Origin of the sequence: Streptomyces sp. ISL-43 (assembly GCF_018614195.1) — a bacterium.
Classification (GTDB): Bacteria; Actinomycetota; Actinomycetes; order Streptomycetales; family Streptomycetaceae; genus Streptomyces.
Genome location: NZ_JAGGOT010000065.1, coordinates 1 through 18,351, shown reverse-complemented (window position 1 = coordinate 18,351; position 18,351 = coordinate 1). Strand labels below are relative to the sequence as shown.

The window sequence follows — 18,351 nt, the reverse complement described above, 5'->3', positions numbered from 1 at the left end:
CCTATAAAGGCCGCCGGGGCCAGCGCAGTTCAGCGCTGGCCCCGGCGGCGTCCCTCGATCATCCTGGTGGTTACCGCAGTACGGCTGCCCTAACGCTCTCGGCATCGGTGCGTATGACGAGGGTGATGCGCTCTCCCCTCGTGATCGGCCGTACGCCGTGGATGTGGTCGCGGGTGGCCGGGAAGGCGACCAAGGTGCCGCAGGGAGGCTTGATCTCCTGGGCGGGGTTCTCGAAGAACAGCTCGCCCCCGGAGTAGGAGTCCGGCGTGTTGAGCCAGACCAGCAGGGTGAGGTCTCCTCCGACGACCGGCTGTCCGTTGGTCCGGGCCCGCTCGCGCTCGACGTCGGTGACCTCGTCGTGGTGCGCCACGAACCCGACGCCGGGACCGTAGCGGTAGACGACCGCCGGCTGGGTGGGTATCCGCTTCGGAAGGGTCTGGAAGTGGCTGCGGATGTAGGGAGCGCAGTGGGAGATGACCGCTTCCTCCAGCTGCGTCGGGATCTCCACGTACTCGCTCTTGCGCAGCGTCTCGTCGACGACGCCCTGGAAGGTACGCGGCCTCGCGGTCTCGTTCTTCACGTGGTCCATCAGAGCGCCGCAGAGGCTGAGGGGGATGGCGCCTTCTGCGAGAAGGGGTAACCGGGTCTTCCAGGTCATTGGGTGTTCTCCTTCCACCAGCGGGTGCCTTCGGGCGAGTCTTCGAGGGTGATGCCCTGCTTGGTGAGCTGTTCGCGGATCGCGTCGGCCTCGGTGAACTTCCTCGCTGCGCGGAGTCGGTCGCGTTCCTTGACGAGGTCGTCGACAGCGGTGTCGCCTTGGTCGGCGCCGGCGATGTCGAAGGTTCCGAAGAGGTTGTTGACGTCCTGGATCAGCCGCAGGGAGGCCGGCCCGGAGGGTTCCTGCGTGCGGTTCTGTTCGCGGATGAACTGGAAGAGGACGGCGAGGGCGCCTGGGGTGTCGAAGTCGTCGTCCAGGTGCTCCCGCATCTCCTTCCAGGTGGCGTCGGCACGTGACGTGTTCGCCGGGCTGTCGGTGTGCGCGGGGTCGATGGTCCGGGCGAAGTTCTCGATCCGGCGGCGTGCCGCTCGGGCCTGCTCCAGCGTGGAGTCGTTCAGCTCCATGGAGGATCGGTAGTGCTGGGAGAGGAAGGCGTACCGCAGGGTGCGGGAGTCCGTCCGGGCGAGCGCGTCGCGGATGGTGAGGAAGTTCCCGGTGCTCTTCGACATCTTGTCGCCGTCGACGCGCAGGAGACCGGTGTGCATCCAGTAGCGGGCCAGGGGCTCGATGCCGGAGGCGGCCTCCATCTGGGCCACCTCGGCTTCGTGGTGGGGGAAGATGAGGTCGACGGCGCCGCCGTGCAGGTCGTAGGAGGGCCCGAAGAAGGTCTCCGTGATCGCGGTGTCCTCGATGTGCCAGCCCGGACGGCCCGGCCCCAGCTCGGTCTCCCAGAACGGTTCGCCGTCCTTGCGCCCCTTCCACAGGGCGAAGTCGCCAGGACTGCGCTTCTTGGAGTGGTCGTCGATCCGCGAGACCGAGTCCTCGGGGCGCAGGTCGGTGCGGCCCGAGAGTTTGCCGTACGCGGGGAACGAGGCCAGGTCGAAGTACCAGCCGTCGTCGAGCTGGTAGGCGTGGCCGCGGTCGATGAGCCTCTTGACCTGGTCCACGATCGCGTCGATGTGGTCGTGGGCCCGTGCGTGGACGTCGACGCGGGTGTTCCCCAGCGCGACCATGTCCTCCAGGTACTGCTTCTCGAAGAGGGCCGCGATGTCCTCCGGAGGTACGTTCTCCTCCTTCGCACGCCTGATGATCTTGTCGTCCACGTCAGTGATGTTCTGGAGGTAGGTGACCTTGTAGCCGCTGGCTTCCAGGTACGCGGCGATGAAGTCGAACTGCGTGTACGTCTTCGCGTGCCCTACGTGGCTTGGGCCGTAGACGGTAGGTCCACACACGAACATCCGCACCTCGGTCTCCCGCTCGGGGCGGAAATCCTCCGTCCGTCCGGTCAGTGTGTTGTGGACCTTGATCGCCATCGTTCCTCCTGGGTGAGCGGATCACGCAGCGTACTGACGTGCTGACAACAGCGTCTAATTGGCATCGTCGTACTCACCTCAGGAGACGAATCGGGGGAAGGGGCGGTCAGCGAAGACCGATGCGTGTTCCCCGAGAATGTGGTGGTTGGCCCGCTGGTACGCCTTGCGCACGGTCTCGATGGCCCGGGTGCTCAGGTCCATTCCGGCCGAGCGGCAGAACGCCTCCAGGGCCTCGCACCGCCGCTCCAGGTCAACCATCGACAGGGGGTCGCACTGCTGGACCTCGATCAGAAGGTTTTCCTGCTCGGTGCTGATCAGGCCCAGCGCGCCGAGGGAGTGCAGCTTCCACTTCATGTTCGGCAACAGCCGGCCCGAGCGGGCGTACAGCCAGTCCACGATCTCGTCCAGGGCGCCCGACAGGACGAAGTGGCCGGTGGGCGTCCCGACGCGACGCGCCATGCGCAGGGGGATCTCGCGCACGTCCCAGGTGATCCGGTTGTGGAGCCGACGGGTCTCGCCCTCCAGCTGCCAGAGCTGCTCTTTCGTCTTGCGGAGAATCACCGCCTCGAAGGCATTCTCGCGGTCGAGCAGCGGTTCGCCCTTGTTCGCGTAGGCGTCGCACTTGTCGCTGTTCCACGTCGTGCGCGGGTCGGCCTCGTACTGGAACAGGAGCTGGTGGACGTTGACCTCCATGCGCCCCCAGGGAACCGGCAGGTAGAAGCTGAACTCCGGGACCCAGGCGGGGAGCCGTTCGCGGACCAGGGCGTACGTGTCCGCCGGCGACGGCCTCCACTCGTCCTCCTTGAGCGGGACGTCGAGGACGACCGCGAGGTCGAAATCGGAGTCGGTGCTGAACCTTGTGACGTTGTTGGGCGCGACTGCCGAGGAGGAAAGGACGTAGAGCGCCTGGACCTCGGGCATCGACTGGAGAGTGTCGAGAAGGCCGGCGGCTGCGGCACGGGCCTGCATTTTCAGATCTTCCACGAGAACCCCTTTGTCAGATGAGCGGGCGATCCATCACGGCGCGGAGCGCCGGGACGAGATCCGGAGCGACACCGCCATGGGTGCGCTGGATATGTGCGAGCGAAGGGCTGCTGTTCCCCTCGATGACCACCGGCCCCCCGGGAGTGACAGCGATGTCCCAGCCGATGAAGGGCACCTGCGGGAAGAGACGGGCGCAGCGGGCAGCCAGCTCACGAACCTCGCCGATGTGGGCGACCCGGTGGCCGGCGAACGGCACCGTGCTGACCTGGTGGCACGTCTGGGCGTTGAGGTACCGGTCGTAGCCGTGGCGGTCCAGTTCCCCATCGGGATGCACCCGGATCTGCAAGCCACCATCGGCCGAGTTGTCCGTCGTGCTGTCGACGCCGCCGAGCTTCAGCATCATGTAGAGCACCTCGGCGGTGCCCTCCGTCAGCAGGGTGATGACGCGGAAGGTGTTGAGGGCGTACGGGTTCAGCGCGTCCAGGTCGTGGTGCTGCGGTACGTGCTGCTCCACCAGCCAGGTGCCCCACCGCTGCGCGTAGGCCGCAAGGTCGAACCCGTCCTTGTCGGGCCGCACGATCACGACTCCGGAGCCGCCGCTGGAGTAGCGGGAGGGCTTGACCACCACGCGCCCGAAGCCGGACGCGATGTCGAGGACGGCCTCCAGCGAAACCTCCTCACCCTCGGAGGTGACGCCCGCACGGCCGTCACCGCTCGCGATCAGTGGGGGCTGCGGGATGCCGGCGGAGGCGAGGATCTTCTTGCAGACCACCTTGTCGTCCAGGTCGACGGTGTCCCGATTCACGCGGGGAAGGAGGCGGTGAAACAAGGTGGTCTCCGGCAGGTACGAACAGGCCCGCTCGACAGACACCTCGCGCCGGTAGCCGCCGTAGCGGAAATAGTGGAACGGCAGGCAGCGCCACCGCGCGGAGACCATCACCAGATCCCCGGCGATACGGGCCACGCTCTTCCTGCCACCGTCGCGCAGCATCGTGGGCAGGTGCTCGCGGCTCATCTGCCGCACCTGGTAGGGGAGGAACCGTAGGCCGGATACACGGGGAAGAACCCGAGTACGGAACCACTCCTCGCTCATCGCCTGCCGGTGGTTGAAGCCACGGTTCGCAGTGCGGGTCATGTCGCTCCTCCGATGTCTCAGTAGTCCGGGGTTCCAGCGATGGCCAGGGCAAGCACCACGGCGGTGACAGCGATGACGTAGGCCAAGACCGCGATGTGCTGCTTCATCGGGCAGGCTCGACGTTGTCGGCCGCACCGGGCGAGAAGCGCCGGGCGTTCATGGGGTGTCTGCCCGTGGCGTGTCTTCCCACGGGGACCACTCCGAGGAGGCGTCAGCGATGACGCGACGCCGCTGCAACTGACCGGGGGTGCGGCGGGGCAGGGTGTCGGCGGCGTGCACGAGGAACCCGCCCCTGTCGCGGATGATGACTCCGAGTCCGGCGAACTGGGCGGTGTCGGAAGCGACATGGGAGATGGAACCGACGATGATTCCCCGGATCATCCCGGTGGACAGGGCGGACGCTATGGCCTGCCAGCCGGGGCGCTCTGCGAGCGACACCGTCGGGTCGGTATCGGACCACGCTCCGGCAACGTGCCAGTGTCGGGCGTCGGCGTAGTGGCGACCGCGCCTTTCGCCGTCTCGGACGGCAGTGGCGGTGGCAGAGCAGGCGTAGACGGCGACGGATACGTGCCCGAGGCCGCTGGGCGGGTTGGTCGGCATGCCCACAAGGCTGCTGCGCACCGACACGTGGGCCCAGACACGGCCCGTGGCAGCGGTGGCAGTCCGTACCGGGTTTCAGTGCCACGGGGCGTGGCAGCGTAGGACCCGGCGGTCGAGCATGTGCAACGCCCCGTAGCAGTCGGGCAGGTGGTGGCCGACCGACTGCTACGGGGCGTGGTAGTCGGGCCGCGGGTCAGCGCACCCCGAGGGGGACCCCGGCGACGTTGGCGAGACCGCGCAGGCGACCGACGGAAACCCCGGCGAGCCGGCCGATGATGACGCCGGGCAGCATCTGGTGGCGCACCCAGCCGGGGGCCATCGTGCAGACGGCTTCGAGGGTGTCGGCGGCAGCCTCCCAGCGGCGGCATTCCACGTGGGTGAGGGCGACGTCCAAGCCGTAGCGGGCGCGGGTGGCCAGCGGCACGGTGTCGTCCAGGCGGACCGTGTCCATGAGGCGCAGTGCTCCGGAGGTGTCGCCGAGGGCCACGGCGATGCTCATCGCCTGGGTCGCGGCGTACATGGGCCCGTACGGCTGGGCGTGGGCGCCGCGGGCGTGCTCCTCCCCGATGCGGGCGGCCACGGCGTGGGCCTGGGAGAGGTACTCGCGGGCGCTGTCCGCGCTCGCGCCGCCTCGGGACGCGGCCACGGCGGCGTTGGTGACGAGCTGCCCGTACACACTCAGCCGGTCGGGGTCGTGCTCGCTCATCTTGGGCTCGATCCGGTCGGCCTGCGCCGCGGCAAGGGCGAACCCCTGCGTGGTGCGGCCGTCACGCAGGTTGACCCACGCCGTCGTGGCGGCCAGGTGGGCGTCGCGGAGGTCGTCCCCGGCCTGCACGGCGATCTGGCGGCCGTACGTCAGCGCCGCGTAGGCCAGATCGCGAGAGCCCAGCACATTGGCGGCCATACCTGCCGTCTGGAAGGTGTCGATCAGGACACCGCTGGCGGCCTCCCGCTCGGCCGGGCCGGCGGCATCGAACCGGGCCTTTGCCTCGGGGAGGAGCTGGCCCAGGAGCGTACCGAGTTCGGTGTACCGGCCTGCCCAGTAGGCGTCATCCGCCCGGCGGACGGCGGCGCGCAGCTCCTCAACGGTGCCCGGCTCGACATCGGCGGGGATGCCGATGGCGGCGTCATGGGTGGCCGCAGACACCATCCGAAGCGCGGCGCGCTCGTCGCGGTCCATGGACCGGCGGGGTGCCTGCTGGCCAAGGAGTACGGCGATGTCCGTGCCGAGGGCGTCGGCGATGGACAGCAGCGACGGCAGCGACGCGGTGCCGCCGCGTTCCAGTTTGCGGACCACGCCGACGGACACTGCGGCGGCTTCCGCTAACTGCTCCTGCGTCATCCCGCCGCGCAGCGTCTTCAACCGCTCAGAGGTGGTGTACTCCGACCACTGCATGTTCCAGCACCTCCGTGTGATTGGCCTCATACGGACGGTACTGGCAGGAGTGGTGGGGCCGACAGCCCTTGATCAGCCGGAAGTTGGAGTCACGCGGCGAGGACCGCACTGACTCCCAGTAGGGCCTCAAGCTCCGCAACGGCCTCGTCCTCATCGGTGGCGTGGACGGTGGTGATGCCCAGCTCGGCGGCTGGCGGGAGGTTCACCGCGTGATCGTCCACGAACACGCACCGCTCGGCGGGCAGGCCTATGCGGTCCAGGGTCAGTCGATAGATCTCCGGATCAGGTTTGGCCATGCCGACCAGCTCGGAGACGACGTGGACATCGAACAGGTCCCAGATTCCGACGTGCTCGTACGGGTTGAACGGGTCCAGGCCGAAGCTGTTGGACAGCAGGGCGACTCGATGCCCGGCCGCCCGTGCCGCACAGGCAAGGGCAGCCATCCGACGAGCCGCGGGCACCCCGGCCCACGCCCGGCCCATCAGGTTCACCGGGTCCACGTGCGCACCCAGCAACGCGGCAGTGCCCTCGTTCCACTCCGCCTGCCCTATCTCCCCGACCTCCAGGGCCGCGTACAGACGCCGACCCTCCGGGTGGTCGTTGAGGGTGCTGCGCCACGCCTCCGGGGCCAGCCCTTCGGATACGCACCACGCACGGTGGACAGCGAGAGGGCTGGCGGTGAGCACGCCGGCGAAGTCGAGGATCAGGCCGAGCTGTTCCTGTCCATAGGTGGTGTCAGTGCTGTGCGGCATCCAGTGACCGTCCCCTCCGCGATTGGTCTCGCAAGAAACGCTACCGCGCGCCCGACACACAGAGCGTTCGAGAAGGCCCGCGCTCGCCGAGCTGTCGCTCCCGTTCCCCGGCCTGTGCCTGGTTGGAACCAGCTGAACGAGGCCGCTCGGTCTGGCCACAATGGGGAGCGCCGCTGTAGCCGGTCTTGTGACACGCCAAGTGCACCGCGCCATTGGTACACGGTGAAGAACATCTGTCGTCCCCGATCATCCATCGAAGGTAGCGAATGACGCAGAGCACAACCGCCCGAGCCGGACGCTTCCACACGGGGCGTTTATCCGGGGGACTGCCCCAGGCCCTCGAGGCCTGGCGTGTCACCACAGACGATGCCGATGTGGCCGCCCGTGTCGCCGGCTTACTGGGCGGCGAACCTCAACCGAACGAAGCGACAGGAGGAGCTGGCCTTGCCTACGAAGTGCTGACGAGCCGCGAGAGCGTACGCGTTCTCCTGGACGGGCCCGACGCGGTGACGGCTCATATGGTCCTCTGGGGCAGTAGGGGCATCCTCCACGAGTGCGACGGCGTGGAGTTCCTGTCACCGAAAGAGAAGAAGGGCCAGCCCTGCGGCTGCCCTCCACTGTTCGAGGACAGGAAACTGGCGGCCCGAGACGGGCGCGGCCCGACACCATCCGTCGACATCACCTTCCAGATCGCAGCGGCACCCGAGCTCGGCTTGTTCCACTTCATGACGGGCTCGTGGAAGATGGCCGCTCAGCTCTCCGACCTGACGGACGCGCTCGAACGTGTCGCCGGCCCGGCCGTCTGCGACCTCACCATCGAGCTCGTCGTCTACACGACCAAGGCGGGCAGAGACGTCTGCTACCGAAAGCCGGTGGTCACGGTGCTTGGCAGCCCCGACACCGTTGCGCCCGAACCCCCGCCGACTGCCGAACCCGCGCCTACTCCGGCGCCACCTGCACCCCGCCGGAAGGCCAGGCCGACCTCTGAGCCCACCACCCCATCCGCGCTGCAGTCGAGCCACTCGGTCAAGGTGGATGCCGTTCTGCTCCGCCGTGCCGCCCAGGTACTAGGCACGGGCGACCACCAGGAAACCGTCATCGCCGCCCTGTCCGAGATCGTGGCAGGACGGCAGCAGACCGCAGAGCTTGCTCGGCTGCGAGATCAGGTCGGACGCATCGCCGCCATCACGGAGCAAGCACTCCAGGCGGAAGTCCCTCGCTGACCTGACCGGTTCGGGCCATCTCGCCGTGATCACCCGCAACCGGGGCGATCCGGTCTCGTGCATCTCCCTTCAGAATTGTTCGGACGGTGCTGGTCCGAACGGTCCGCCTCCGGTCAAGATGAAAGCGATCTCTATCGGAGAGGCGTAAAGCATTTGGAGCACCTGCCCGAGGGGGTGCAGCCGCAGGACGCTGCTCGTTCGGCGTGCGCAACGGGCAGCCCCGAGATCAGCGCGGGATGATCAAGTCAGTCAACTGCCCTGGCGTAGGGATCTTCCCCCGGTTGACCGTGATTGCCGCCCCAATCACGGCCACAGGGAGTAAGGCAACGAGAGCAGCCTCGGGAAGGCCCGCCAATGAGGCACCAGCCACAGCGAGAACAACCATCAATCCCACTATCGCAAGCCGCAGCCTTTCACGAGGCACGACAGGTTCAGCGTCACCTATCTGTTCTTCGTCGAGCAGTTGGCCGACTCTACCTTCGGCATAGCGCTCTGCAATTGTCAGCAGCAGTACCGTGAGGGCTTGTAGCGCCTGCTCAGGGTCGGTGTCTTGCCGGGCCTCGGCCTTGCGCAGCGCGCCTACCACACGAGCCGTATGGGCGCCGACCACGCGCTCGTAATGACTTCGCACATCCCCACGACGCGATCGGGGGGCTCGCCATATCACGCTCTCCACCGCTTTGAGTGAGACTCGGGGCACGTCATCCCCCGGTTGCCCCTCTTGCCAACGCCTCCGCGCCTGTGCGCATTGCACAGCGGCGACAACCAAAACGACCACCGGCCAGCATCGCAGATAGTCGCCAACGACCCTGGTTTTCCTCTCTGCCCGCTCTCGTTGCCGACGACGTTCCGGACTATGAGAGAGCGCGGCGCTCACCCGGGTGATAAGGGGTACGGCGAGCATGAGGACCAGAACCACGAGTATTCCACGCAGCGCCTCAAAGGCTTCGGCAGGCCCTTCCCAGTTACGGATACTTTCTGGGATCGCGAGGAACCACCCCACCAAGTCACCCAACGGGCCGGATCCACTGCTGACCGGATGGCTCCCGCGAGAATTCCGAAAGAAAATGTCGCCAGCATTCCATACGATGAGCGCGAAATAGGTCAATCCTGCAAGGTATACAGGAATCGCAACTTGCGCGGAGTACCACCATCTCACCACCCACACGGGAGGCAGACCGTGGCCCAGCGGGACACCCCCCTCTACAACCCGTGGAAGCACATCCCTGGCTTCAGCCAGGAGCACCTCCGCATGCCGGTCCGCCAGGACGCGCCTTCGATCTTTGATCTCCTGGACCACTCGCCGGTCGAACGGCTCAAGTACGCGCCGTCGCCACCATGCACGGAAAGGCAGATAGGAGAACAAGATGGCCACCGCCAGCAGCATGGCCAGTTCAACTACCAGCACCAGAAACGTCTTCACAACGGGAAGTCTCGCTGACACCTCTGACAGCGCCTCAGGCCCGTGGCCACTCTGCCTGCAGAGGGCTGGCGCCGGCGTACCAGCCGAGGACAGGAACCGGCCAAGATGGCGTTACGGGGCGTGGGTCCAACCGGCGGTGGTGAGTACTTCCCACCTGGGATTATGTAGATCCACCGGGTGGTAATTCCCGCCACTGCTTCAACCGTCCTGTTGGCGCGTCTCCCGTTTACCCTGACTGATCCAATCGTTCATGGGCAGGATGGGCCGCCGAAGAGCAGCTGGTCTCGGGGGAGATGGCCTATGTCCTTGCTGTTTTGGCGAGCCTCCGTGCCCGGCGGCTCGCCCCACGCAATCAACGCCGGGCCAGGTCATGCCGAAGCTGTCCCGGGGATTCCGCTCCAGAGGGTCTCCAGCAAGAGCACCGCCACGGATGACCGTGGGTCCGTGCGTACGACCTACGCGAAACGCGACGAGCCGCCTTCCACGAACAAGGTGACCCGTCTACTCGCAGGAGTCATGCACGAGCGCGTGAACCGGATCGGTCAGGCACGCGACCTGATGGGCCAGTGGCAGGACCGCGTCCGGGGCCGTAAGAAGCGGGATATCCGGCACCTGGGCCCGTTCGCCGGCGAGGAACTCGTCCGATGGACTTTGGACAACGTGCTCAACGCACGGAAGCGCCCTGCTCCCTCCTTCGGCTTCAGCCTTGCCCTCGTGCTCACTCATGGCGTGGCCGCCCAGCGGCAGCGCCGATTGCGCGGTGCTGTCCTGGCGGGAGTGGTGGGCCTGGTGGCAGTGCGCCATCCATGGGGCGCGGTCGCGCTGGTCGTGATGGCGGTGCTCCACCACTACCTCCTCAGAGTAGGTCTGCTTCGCGCGACGCTTCGCTGGGGCTTCAGCTCCGTCGTTCCCCTGCTCCTTGTGGTCGCGGGTGGCTACCTGGCCTGGACCCGGCTGCAGCCGCACACTCCCACCCTCGCCTTTGCCCTACGGGATTCCGTCGCCGCCGCGGTGCGGACGGCCCTCCTGCTCGCCTCCGTCTACACGGTGGACCGATGGACGGCCCTGGCCTACCTGGCCTCGTTGGGCCCGTGGCGCAACAACCCGACCGCCCGGCCGCGCCTTGCTCCGCGCGCGGCGGCCCGGATTGCCGAATGCGAGGTGAGCGAGGGATGGCAGAGCGTCCCGTACCGGAAGGAAGACCGGATCAACCGCTTCGTCGGTGCCGGTCTTGATGCCTGGCGCGCCACCGGGCCACGCATCCAGCTCACGGCCGCCCGTCGCGCCGACGACGCGGAGGACAACAAGCACGACAGGGAAGAGCCCACTCGCAGGTCACGGATACCCAACGAGGAAGAAAACCTGTGGGGGGAAGAGACGCAAGGTATCCGCAAGTTCGAGGCCGACGAGTTGTTGGACAAAGTCCGCGACGAGGTCGGGCGCCTCAGCGGCGTCCTCGTGGAGACCCATGCACTACCGAACTGCGACGTCTTCGAAGCTCTCGCCGTCCCGGAATCCAGGTGGAAGAAGCTCCCGCGCAAGCCCGCCCGCAAAGCCGGCGTACTACATCGCAAGGGGCTCGATGAAACCTGGCCAGAAGCGCGAGAAATGACCGAGGAAGGGGGGAGGGCTCCCTCAGGCCACCATTCGCGCCGATATCTGGCAGCGCAGGTAGTCGACTGGGACGGAGACATCGTCGTCACGGTGTTCGCCCACGCCGCACTGGAGGGTAAAACGCTCCACTTCGTAACCCGGCCGCACGTCTTGGCGCCTCTGAAGGATGAGGCTCGCTCCGAGCCGGCGAAGGGATGGGAGCTCGCCAAGAAGATCCTGCTCACTCCGGTTGACGCCCTCGGTGACACAGCCGCGCTGGCACTCAGGTCCCACACCGGCCTTGTCCAGGCCTTGGACGCGATCGCCAGCGGCCTGCTCGGTCGTTCCGCACAGCAACAGGTGGCCACGGTCTTGGACAAAGCAGAGCAGAGAGACACCGGCAAGCCAGTCGGCCTCCGTGAGCACTGTGCCCTCGACGAACCGGAGGACATGCACCAGATCGAGGATGCCGCCCGGCACATTTCGATCCTGCAGTCACGGATGTTCAGTACGGTCAGCGCCTTCCTCGATGACCACGGCGTCTATACCGGCGACTTCAGACGACAGGCAGCGGATGTCGTCACCAAGATCTTCATTAACGGCGACCACAACCAGGTGAACACCGGAACCATGCAGGGCGGTCAGGCACAGGGTGCCGAGACCGACAACACGCAGCCGAAAGGATGATCATGAGTGTGTGGCGGGGTCGCGAGACGAGTGGTGGCATGCAGATCACGGGCAACGGAAATCAGGTCAACACCGGCCGGATCGGAGGGAATCAGCAGCAGTCGTACGTCGGCTCAGGTCAAGACGATGCCCGCCTCCAGGCCGCGCTGGCCAAGCTCTCCGAGCTCTACGCCGCCATACAGGAGCACCCAGAAGGGCTGAGCAACGCTGATCTGGCACGCCGTACCGCCGGACGCATCGGCGAGGAGCTGAACAGCACCCAACCCGACCAGCGCCGCATCCGGGACAACCTTGAAGACCTCGGGCTCGCCATCGGGTCAGCCGCAGCAGCCGTCACTCTGCTGCAAGGTCTCACTGCCGCGGTTGCCGCGCTGCTCGGGTAGCGCAACCGGGCAGTCCGGGGAGCCACGCCACACCAACGGCACCCTTCGAGACCGCCCAATACCTTGGCAACTCGGACGAGATGAGCCGACGGGCCATACGATCTCTCCAATGTGCCGTAAGGCAACTCAGCCGATCGGGGGGCCGATGGATCCGCAACTGTTGGAGACGGCCGGGACGACACTCGTGGCAGTGATGGCCACGGATGCCTGGCAGTCGACCAGGGACGGAGTGGTCGCCCTCTGGCGACGGATGAGTCCGGCTCGCGCAGATGGCGTGGAGACCTCACTCGCTGAGGCGCGCGCCGATGTCGTACTGGCCAGAGAGCAAGGCGACACGGCCGCCGAAGAGGCCCTCGCCCTCCAGTGGCAGGGGCGGCTGCTGCAATTCCTCACGGCGCACCCCGACGCCGCGCAGGATCTGGATCGTGTACTGCGCGATGCCCGCGCGCAGTTGCCCGCCTCCGAGCAGACGGTGATCGGCACGATGCGGTTGGAAGCACGTGCCAGCGGCCGCGGCCGCGTCTACCAGGCCGGGCGCGACCAGCAGATCACCGAGCGGTGAGCGACCGGCCGCACTCTTCCGCGTCCGCCTCCGCGTCTGGGTCCGGCCGTGTCTACCAGGCGCAGCGTGATCAGTACGTCACCGAGCACCACCACCACGCGCCCGCGCCGGGCGACTGGATGGGGCCCGTGCCGCACTCCGTCCGGGTACCACTGACCGCAGAGCCCGCGACCGCCCTACGGGACCGTGTCGAGTTGCGCGATCAGCTGATGCGTTCGGTCACCCACGGCCGCGGCGGGCCGGCGCAGGTCCTGCACGGCATGGCGGGTTGCGGGAAGACCGCCCTGGCCCGGCACGTCTTCACTCAAGCCGTTGAGCGTAAAGGTGTCATCGGGTTCTGGGTCGACTCCTCGTCCGCGACCTCGCTGCGGTCGTTCATGATCGGTATCGCGGCGGATCGCGGCGCCTCCCCCGTCGAGCTGGAGGCAGCCCACGCCGGGCGGCGCCCGGCCGCCGATCTCGCCTGGGACTGCCTCGCCCGGTCCGTCGAGCCGTGGCTGCTCGTCCTCGACAACGCGGACGAGCCTCGTCTGCTCCAGGAGGGCGGGTGGCTGCGGCGGAGCCCACGCGGCACCGTACTCGTGACGACCCGCGACACCGCGGCCGCGGTCTGGCGCGGCTGCGACACCCACCCCGTGGGCGTGCTACCGCTCACCGCGGCTGCCCAGGTGCTCTTCGATCTGGCCCCCGGCACAGGGGACCCGGAGGACTTCGAGCGGCTGGCGCTACGGCTCGACCGTCACCCACTGGCGCTTTCCCTCGCGGGCAACCACCTACGCCGCCAACTGCTGGAGAGGTGGACCGTGAGCGACTACCTGGAGCGGCTTCCGGAGGACCCGAGCGAGCTCCTCGACCAGGCCTCGGACCCCTCGGAGGAGCATGCCCGGGCGCGTTTCAGCAGTACCTGGCAGCTCTCCCTCGATGCTCTGGACCGGCAGAACCTGCCGGAGGCCGTCACCCTGCTCCGGCTGCTGTCCTGCTTCGCGGCCCAGCCGGCGACGGTCCCGCTCGGCCTGCTCGCTCCGGCCCGGCTCGACACCACCGCGCTTGGGCGCCTCGACCCGCCGCTAACCGGCGCCCGTGCCGATGCCGCGCTGCGGGGGCTCGTCGCCACCTCGCTCGTCTCCCTGCTCGACGTGCCCGGTGACCGGGGTCGCCCGCCCGTGCGCGGTCTGCAGGCCCACGGGCTGCTCCTGGACACGGTCGCCGGCCGGATGCCGGCGGAGGTCCGAGACGATCTCGTCCGTTCCGCGGCAGAGCTGCTCGAAGCGGCCATCCCCGACCCGCCGGAGGATCAGGACCTGCGACTGCTGGCCCCGCACGCCATCGCGCTCCTGCGCCGGTCTCGCGGTCCGGAACCCCTGCCGTTGATCAGGCGGTTGCGGTCGCTGTATTACGAGCGCGGGCAGTTCACGGCCGCCCTCGACCTGGCCGTGGCAGCGCAGCGGTTCAGTTCGGGGCTGTTCGGTGCGGAGCACGGTGAAGCTCTGTCGGATGCCCATGAGACGGGGCGTGCGCAAAGCGGCCTGGGGCTCTTCGCGGAGGCCGAGCAGACGCTGCGCGGTGTGCTCACCTCGCGGGAAGTCCTGCTCGGCGCCGACGATCCCCTCACCCTGGACACCGTCCACGCCCTGGGCATCGCCCTGTATGGGCTGGGCCGTTGGGCCGAGGACGAGCAGCTACTACGGCGCGCCCTCGACGGCCGTGAGCGCGTCCTGGGCAGCTCCCATCCGGACACCCTCGACACGCTCGGCCGGCTCGCCGAGGCGGTCGGCGAGCTGGGCAGGTGGGAGGAGGCCCGTTCCCTCGCCCGGACCACGCTGGAGCGGTCCCAGGCCGGCCTGGGGGTCAGCCACCCAAACACCGTGCTCAGTCTCCTCGCCCATGCCTGGGCCGTGGCCGGCGAGGAGCGGTGGGACGAGGCGGAGCCGCTCGCCCGGGAAACAGCCCTGGCTGCCGGGGAGGTGTTCGGACCAGAGCATCCCAGGACCCTCGCGGCCCGCCACCTGCACGCGACGGTCCTGCTCCGGCTGCGCCGATGGCAGGAGGCGGAGGAGTTGCTCCGCCACGTCATCGCGGCGCGCGAGTCCATGCTCGGCCCCGAGCACTCGCACACGTTGTCCGCCCGCACTGACCTGGCAACGGTCCTGGCAGGCAGCAACCGAGCAGAGGAAGCGGTGACCGTGGCCGCGGCGACGCTCGACGGATACGTACGTACACTCGGCCGTGATCACCCCCGTACCGAACGCTGCCGGGCGGTTCTGCGAACGGCGCAAGAGGCATGTGCAGCCGCGCGTGCCGCCAAGGAGACTTCGTGACCGACGACTTCGGGTTCCGCTGGCACAAGAGCACGTACAGCGGTGAGACCAATGGCTGCCTGGAAATACGCACCCCCCCCCCCGGCGGGGAAAAACACGCATCCGTGATTCGAAGGATCTGTCACGACCGGCTCTGATCTGCACCACGGAGAGCTGGATGGCTTTCGTTCGTTCCGTCGGCGCCACAGAATGTTCCGACGGTCAGACATCATGACCCGTGGGGGAGGGTGACGTCGGGGATGGAGAGCAGCCCGGGTACGTCCGCGTACCGGCATGCCGTAGCGCAGGGACACGGCCGTGTCTTCCAGGCGGAGCGGGACCAGCACATCACCGAGTACCACACGCACTACCACCAGGACCCGCACGCAGCCCTCGCCACCGCTCACCCCGGTCCTGAATCGGTCCGGGTCCCGCTCGCCCCTCGCCTGCGCTCTCCCGTGCGGGACCGCAGAAGCCTGCGACGGCACCTGCTTGATGCCGCCGCGGGCACCAGTACAACGGACTCCGTCCACGTCGTACACGGCATGCCCGGGTGCGGGAAGACCGCGGTGGCACAGAGCATCTTCGACGAAGCTGTGCGTGAGCACGGCGTCATCGGACTGTGGGTGAACGCCGCCGGAGCCTCCTCCCTCCGAGCAGGGATGCTCTCCGTCGCACTCGACCGCGGCGCCGGACAGGACGAAGTCGATGCCGCCTGGGCACGCCGCCGGCCACCGGCCGACCTCGTCTGGCACTACCTGGACAAGTCACCCGGGCGCTGGCTGCTGGTCCTCGACAACGCGGACGATCCCGCGCTCCTCGAAGGCGGATGGCTGCGGACCAGCTCAAGAGGCACCACCCTGGTCACCACCCGCCACGGTCGCGCGCCTCTGTGGCGCGAGGCAGACACGCATCCACTCGATGTCCTGGACATACCGGACGCCGTGGAAGTCCTCCAGGACCTGGCCCCCGGAAGCCACGACCGTGCTGCTCTCGAAGCCCTGGCGCGGGAGCTGGGCTGCCATCCCCTCGCCCTCGTCCTGGCCGGATCGTTCCTCGGCCACCAACTCCTGGAGCCGGTCTCCGTGGACGAATACCGCCGCCGTTTACACGACGACCCGAACACGATTCTCGACCTCGGAGCCTCTCCCGGGGAACGCGACGTCCGAAGGCTCATCAGCAGTACCTGGCAGTTGTCCCTCGACATGCTCGCCGACCAGGGGAACCCGGAAGCAACGACACTGATCCGGTTGCTCTCCTGCTTCGCAGCGGATCCCCTACCCGTGGGACTGCTCACCTCCGATCGCCTTGACGTCACCGCGCTGGCGCAAGCGGATCCGCCTCTGGCAGGTTCCCGCGCGAACCACGCCCTGCACGGATTGCTGGAGCAGAGCGTCGTCGCCCTTCTCGACGTTCCCGGAGACCCCGGACGCGAACCCGTACGGTGCATCCAGGCACACGGCCTGCTGCTCGACTCGGTGTCGTCACGCATCCCGCTCGACCAGCGCGACCACGTACTGTCCGCCGCCGCAACTCTCCTGAAGCAGATCCTCGCCGTTCGGGCCGGCGTGTACCCGGACTCCCAAACCGTGAGGCTGTTCGTCTCGCACGCGATCGCGCTGGTTCGCCGGTGCGCCGCGGGGAGGAGCACCTCCCTTGCGGCAGCCCTCGCCGTCGTCCGGGACTTGCGTACCCAGACCCTCGACCGTGGCGACTACACGACGGCCCACTTGCTCGCCACCGCCGTATGCGACACCGCTGCGGACATCGGCGCGGACTCTCTGACCGACCGCTTCGAACTGGCCCGGGCCCTGGCAGGTCTCGGACGATTCGCAGAAGCCGCAGAGCTCCACCGGTCGACGCTCGCACACCGCGAAGAGGAACTGGGCCCGACCCACCCTCACGTGCTGGACAGCGCTCACGCACTCGGCCTCGCCCTGTACGGCCTCGGCGCCTACGCCGAGGACGAACTCCACATGGGTCGAGCCGCAGAAGGCCGCACCGAGGTCCTTGGCTCCGGGCACCCAGACACGATCGAAAGCGTTGCCTGCCTCGCCGAGGCGATCGGCGAACAGGAACGCTGGGCCGAGGCGGAGGCTCTGGCCCGGCCGAACCTTGCCGTGGCCGAACAGTCCCTGGGTACCGAACACCCGCACACGCTCATCAGTCGGATCACGCTCGCCTGGGTGCTCTCGCGGCGGGGGCCGTGGTCCGAAGCCGAGCTCCTTGCCCGGTCCGTCATCGACGGCAATGAAGGGAATCTGGGTACGGACCATCCCCGCACCCTGGCTGCCCGTGACCTCCTGGCCGGCATCCTGCTGCGGCAAGGCCGCTGGAACGACGCCGAGGAAGCGGCGCGTACGGTCCTCGCAGCGCGCGAGCGCACCCTCGGCCCGGAGCATCCCCACACCCTGGCCATCCAGGCTCGCCTGGCACGCATCCTCACCGGGGCCGGCCTAACAACTACTGCCCGGGAAATCTCGGCGACAGCACTCGACGCCGCTGCGCGGGTGCTGGGCCCTGACCACCCGATCGCGCAGGAATGCCGGCGTGCCCACCGGGAAGCCACCGCCGCGCCGGGACCCACACCAACGGACGAGAACGAGGAGCAGGCACAGTGAGTGACGCCATCACCAGAACCTGGCGGAAGAGCAGCTACAGCGGCAACGAGAACGCCTGCCTGGAACTACTCACCCCCCCCCCACCGGGCCAAGCCCCTGTCCGAGACTCGAAACGCACCGATGACACGGTGATCATTTTCCCGTCCGCCGCATGGTCTTCCCTCGTCGAAGCGGTACGACGGGGCGACCTGGCTTGACCTGAGCAACCCCTCAGCCGACGTCGCGCAGTACATCCCTCGGGTGGCGGCCAGGTGGGAACACAAGCAGGTTGTCGAGGACCAGCGCATGTGTCAGCAGGTGTCCGTTAGGGCCGTCGGCACGAACAAGCCGCAGCCCACGCTTCTCAGCGAAGACGTAGAGCTCGGCAGCGGCCTGGATCCGCTCGTACTCCGACGACGAGATGGTGACGGCATCGTGCCCGTCCCCGGTGTCTGCGGAGGCTACGGAAGGTGCAGGCGCCTCCTGAACGGTCTCTTCTTCCGTACCCCTGGAGCCGCTGGTGCCGAATTCGATCGTCATGTGTAGTCCTCCGCGGGGAGACGATGCGGTCGGAAAGCTACGCCCACACACCCGGCGTCAGCCCACAACACGCCTCGGGCGGCTGCGCCGGTTCCCTCCGAAGCGGAACATCACCCCTGCGGGTGTTATCAACGGGGCTTGAGCC

Annotated in this window: 17 protein-coding genes; 8 read left to right on the top strand and 9 right to left on the bottom strand. The window is 67.9% G+C overall.

Annotation, left to right across the window (positions count from 1 at the left end; translation table 11 throughout):
* Positions 1-70: 70 nt before the first annotated feature.
* The 7 genes from J7F03_RS33050 to J7F03_RS33020 form a co-directional block, all read right to left on the bottom strand.
* Complete coding sequence (locus J7F03_RS33050) at positions 71-658, bottom strand: 2OG-Fe(II) oxygenase (RefSeq protein WP_214956080.1); 588 nt, start codon at positions 656-658, stop codon at positions 71-73.
* Positions 655-2,031 carry a cysteine--tRNA ligase gene (cysS, locus tag J7F03_RS33045; protein WP_214956079.1) on the bottom strand — a complete coding sequence of 459 codons (1,377 nt, stop codon included), beginning with the start codon at positions 2,029-2,031 and terminating at the stop codon, positions 655-657. The genes J7F03_RS33050 and cysS overlap by 4 nt, the downstream gene beginning before the upstream one ends.
* A gap of 78 nt (positions 2,032-2,109) precedes the next feature.
* Positions 2,110-3,015, bottom strand: a complete 906-nt coding sequence (locus J7F03_RS33040; protein WP_214956077.1) for a hypothetical protein — start codon at positions 3,013-3,015, stop codon at positions 2,110-2,112.
* A gap of 13 nt (positions 3,016-3,028) precedes the next feature.
* Complete coding sequence (locus tag J7F03_RS33035; RefSeq protein WP_214956075.1) at positions 3,029-4,150, bottom strand: sugar-transfer associated ATP-grasp domain-containing protein; 1,122 nt, start codon at positions 4,148-4,150, stop codon at positions 3,029-3,031.
* 156 nt (positions 4,151-4,306) lie between these two features.
* Positions 4,307-4,750 (bottom strand): hypothetical protein, encoded by a 444-nt coding sequence (locus J7F03_RS33030; protein WP_214956073.1) that lies wholly within the window; start codon positions 4,748-4,750, stop codon positions 4,307-4,309.
* Positions 4,751-4,943: 193 nt separating this feature from the next.
* Complete coding sequence (locus J7F03_RS33025) at positions 4,944-6,146, bottom strand: helix-turn-helix domain-containing protein (protein ID WP_214956071.1); 1,203 nt, start codon at positions 6,144-6,146, stop codon at positions 4,944-4,946.
* An 89-nt stretch (positions 6,147-6,235) separates the two neighbouring features.
* Positions 6,236-6,898: an HAD-IA family hydrolase gene (locus J7F03_RS33020; RefSeq protein WP_214956069.1), complete on the bottom strand. Its 663-nt coding sequence runs from the start codon at positions 6,896-6,898 to the stop codon at positions 6,236-6,238.
* Between the two features lie 266 nt (positions 6,899-7,164).
* On the opposite strand from J7F03_RS33020, the gene J7F03_RS33015 reads away from it, so the two are divergent.
* A complete protein-coding gene (locus J7F03_RS33015; protein ID WP_214956068.1) occupies positions 7,165-8,121 on the top strand; it encodes a hypothetical protein in 957 nt (318 codons plus the stop codon).
* Positions 8,122-8,347: 226 nt separating this feature from the next.
* Here J7F03_RS33015 and J7F03_RS41550 read toward each other — a convergent pair whose 3' ends face one another.
* Positions 8,348-9,544 (bottom strand): hypothetical protein, encoded by a 1,197-nt coding sequence (locus tag J7F03_RS41550; RefSeq protein WP_251072867.1) that lies wholly within the window; start codon positions 9,542-9,544, stop codon positions 8,348-8,350.
* Positions 9,545-9,988: 444 nt separating this feature from the next.
* Here J7F03_RS41550 and J7F03_RS33005 point away from each other — a divergent pair, with 444 nt between their 5' ends.
* From J7F03_RS33005 to J7F03_RS32975, 7 genes are all read left to right on the top strand, one after another.
* The gene (locus J7F03_RS33005) at positions 9,989-11,824 is read left to right on the top strand and encodes a hypothetical protein (RefSeq protein WP_308380054.1); all 1,836 of its coding nucleotides are present in this window, start codon (positions 9,989-9,991) and stop codon (positions 11,822-11,824) included.
* A gap of 38 nt (positions 11,825-11,862) precedes the next feature.
* A complete protein-coding gene (locus J7F03_RS33000; protein WP_214956066.1) occupies positions 11,863-12,207 on the top strand; it encodes a hypothetical protein in 345 nt (114 codons plus the stop codon).
* Positions 12,208-12,316: 109 nt separating this feature from the next.
* The gene (locus tag J7F03_RS32995; RefSeq protein WP_251072866.1) at positions 12,317-12,769 is read left to right on the top strand and encodes a hypothetical protein; all 453 of its coding nucleotides are present in this window, start codon (positions 12,317-12,319) and stop codon (positions 12,767-12,769) included.
* Positions 12,766-15,087 carry a tetratricopeptide repeat protein gene (locus J7F03_RS32990; RefSeq protein WP_214956065.1) on the top strand — a complete coding sequence of 774 codons (2,322 nt, stop codon included), beginning with the start codon at positions 12,766-12,768 and terminating at the stop codon, positions 15,085-15,087. Before J7F03_RS32995 ends, J7F03_RS32990 begins: the two co-directional genes overlap by 4 nt.
* Positions 15,088-15,142: 55 nt before the next feature.
* Entirely contained in the window at positions 15,143-15,301 is a 159-nt protein-coding gene (locus J7F03_RS42450; protein ID WP_308380058.1) for a DUF397 domain-containing protein, read from the top strand.
* A gap of 25 nt (positions 15,302-15,326) precedes the next feature.
* Positions 15,327-17,687 (top strand): tetratricopeptide repeat protein, encoded by a 2,361-nt coding sequence (locus J7F03_RS32980; protein WP_214956064.1) that lies wholly within the window; start codon positions 15,327-15,329, stop codon positions 17,685-17,687.
* A complete protein-coding gene (locus tag J7F03_RS32975; RefSeq protein ID WP_214956062.1) occupies positions 17,609-17,884 on the top strand; it encodes a DUF397 domain-containing protein in 276 nt (91 codons plus the stop codon). Before J7F03_RS32980 ends, J7F03_RS32975 begins: the two co-directional genes overlap by 79 nt.
* A 13-nt stretch (positions 17,885-17,897) precedes the next feature.
* Here the strand turns inward: J7F03_RS32975 and J7F03_RS32970 are convergent, their stop codons facing one another.
* On the bottom strand, positions 17,898-18,206 hold the full coding sequence (locus J7F03_RS32970; protein ID WP_214956060.1) for a hypothetical protein: 309 nt from the start codon (positions 18,204-18,206) through the stop codon (positions 17,898-17,900).
* Positions 18,207-18,351 lie beyond the last annotated feature (145 nt).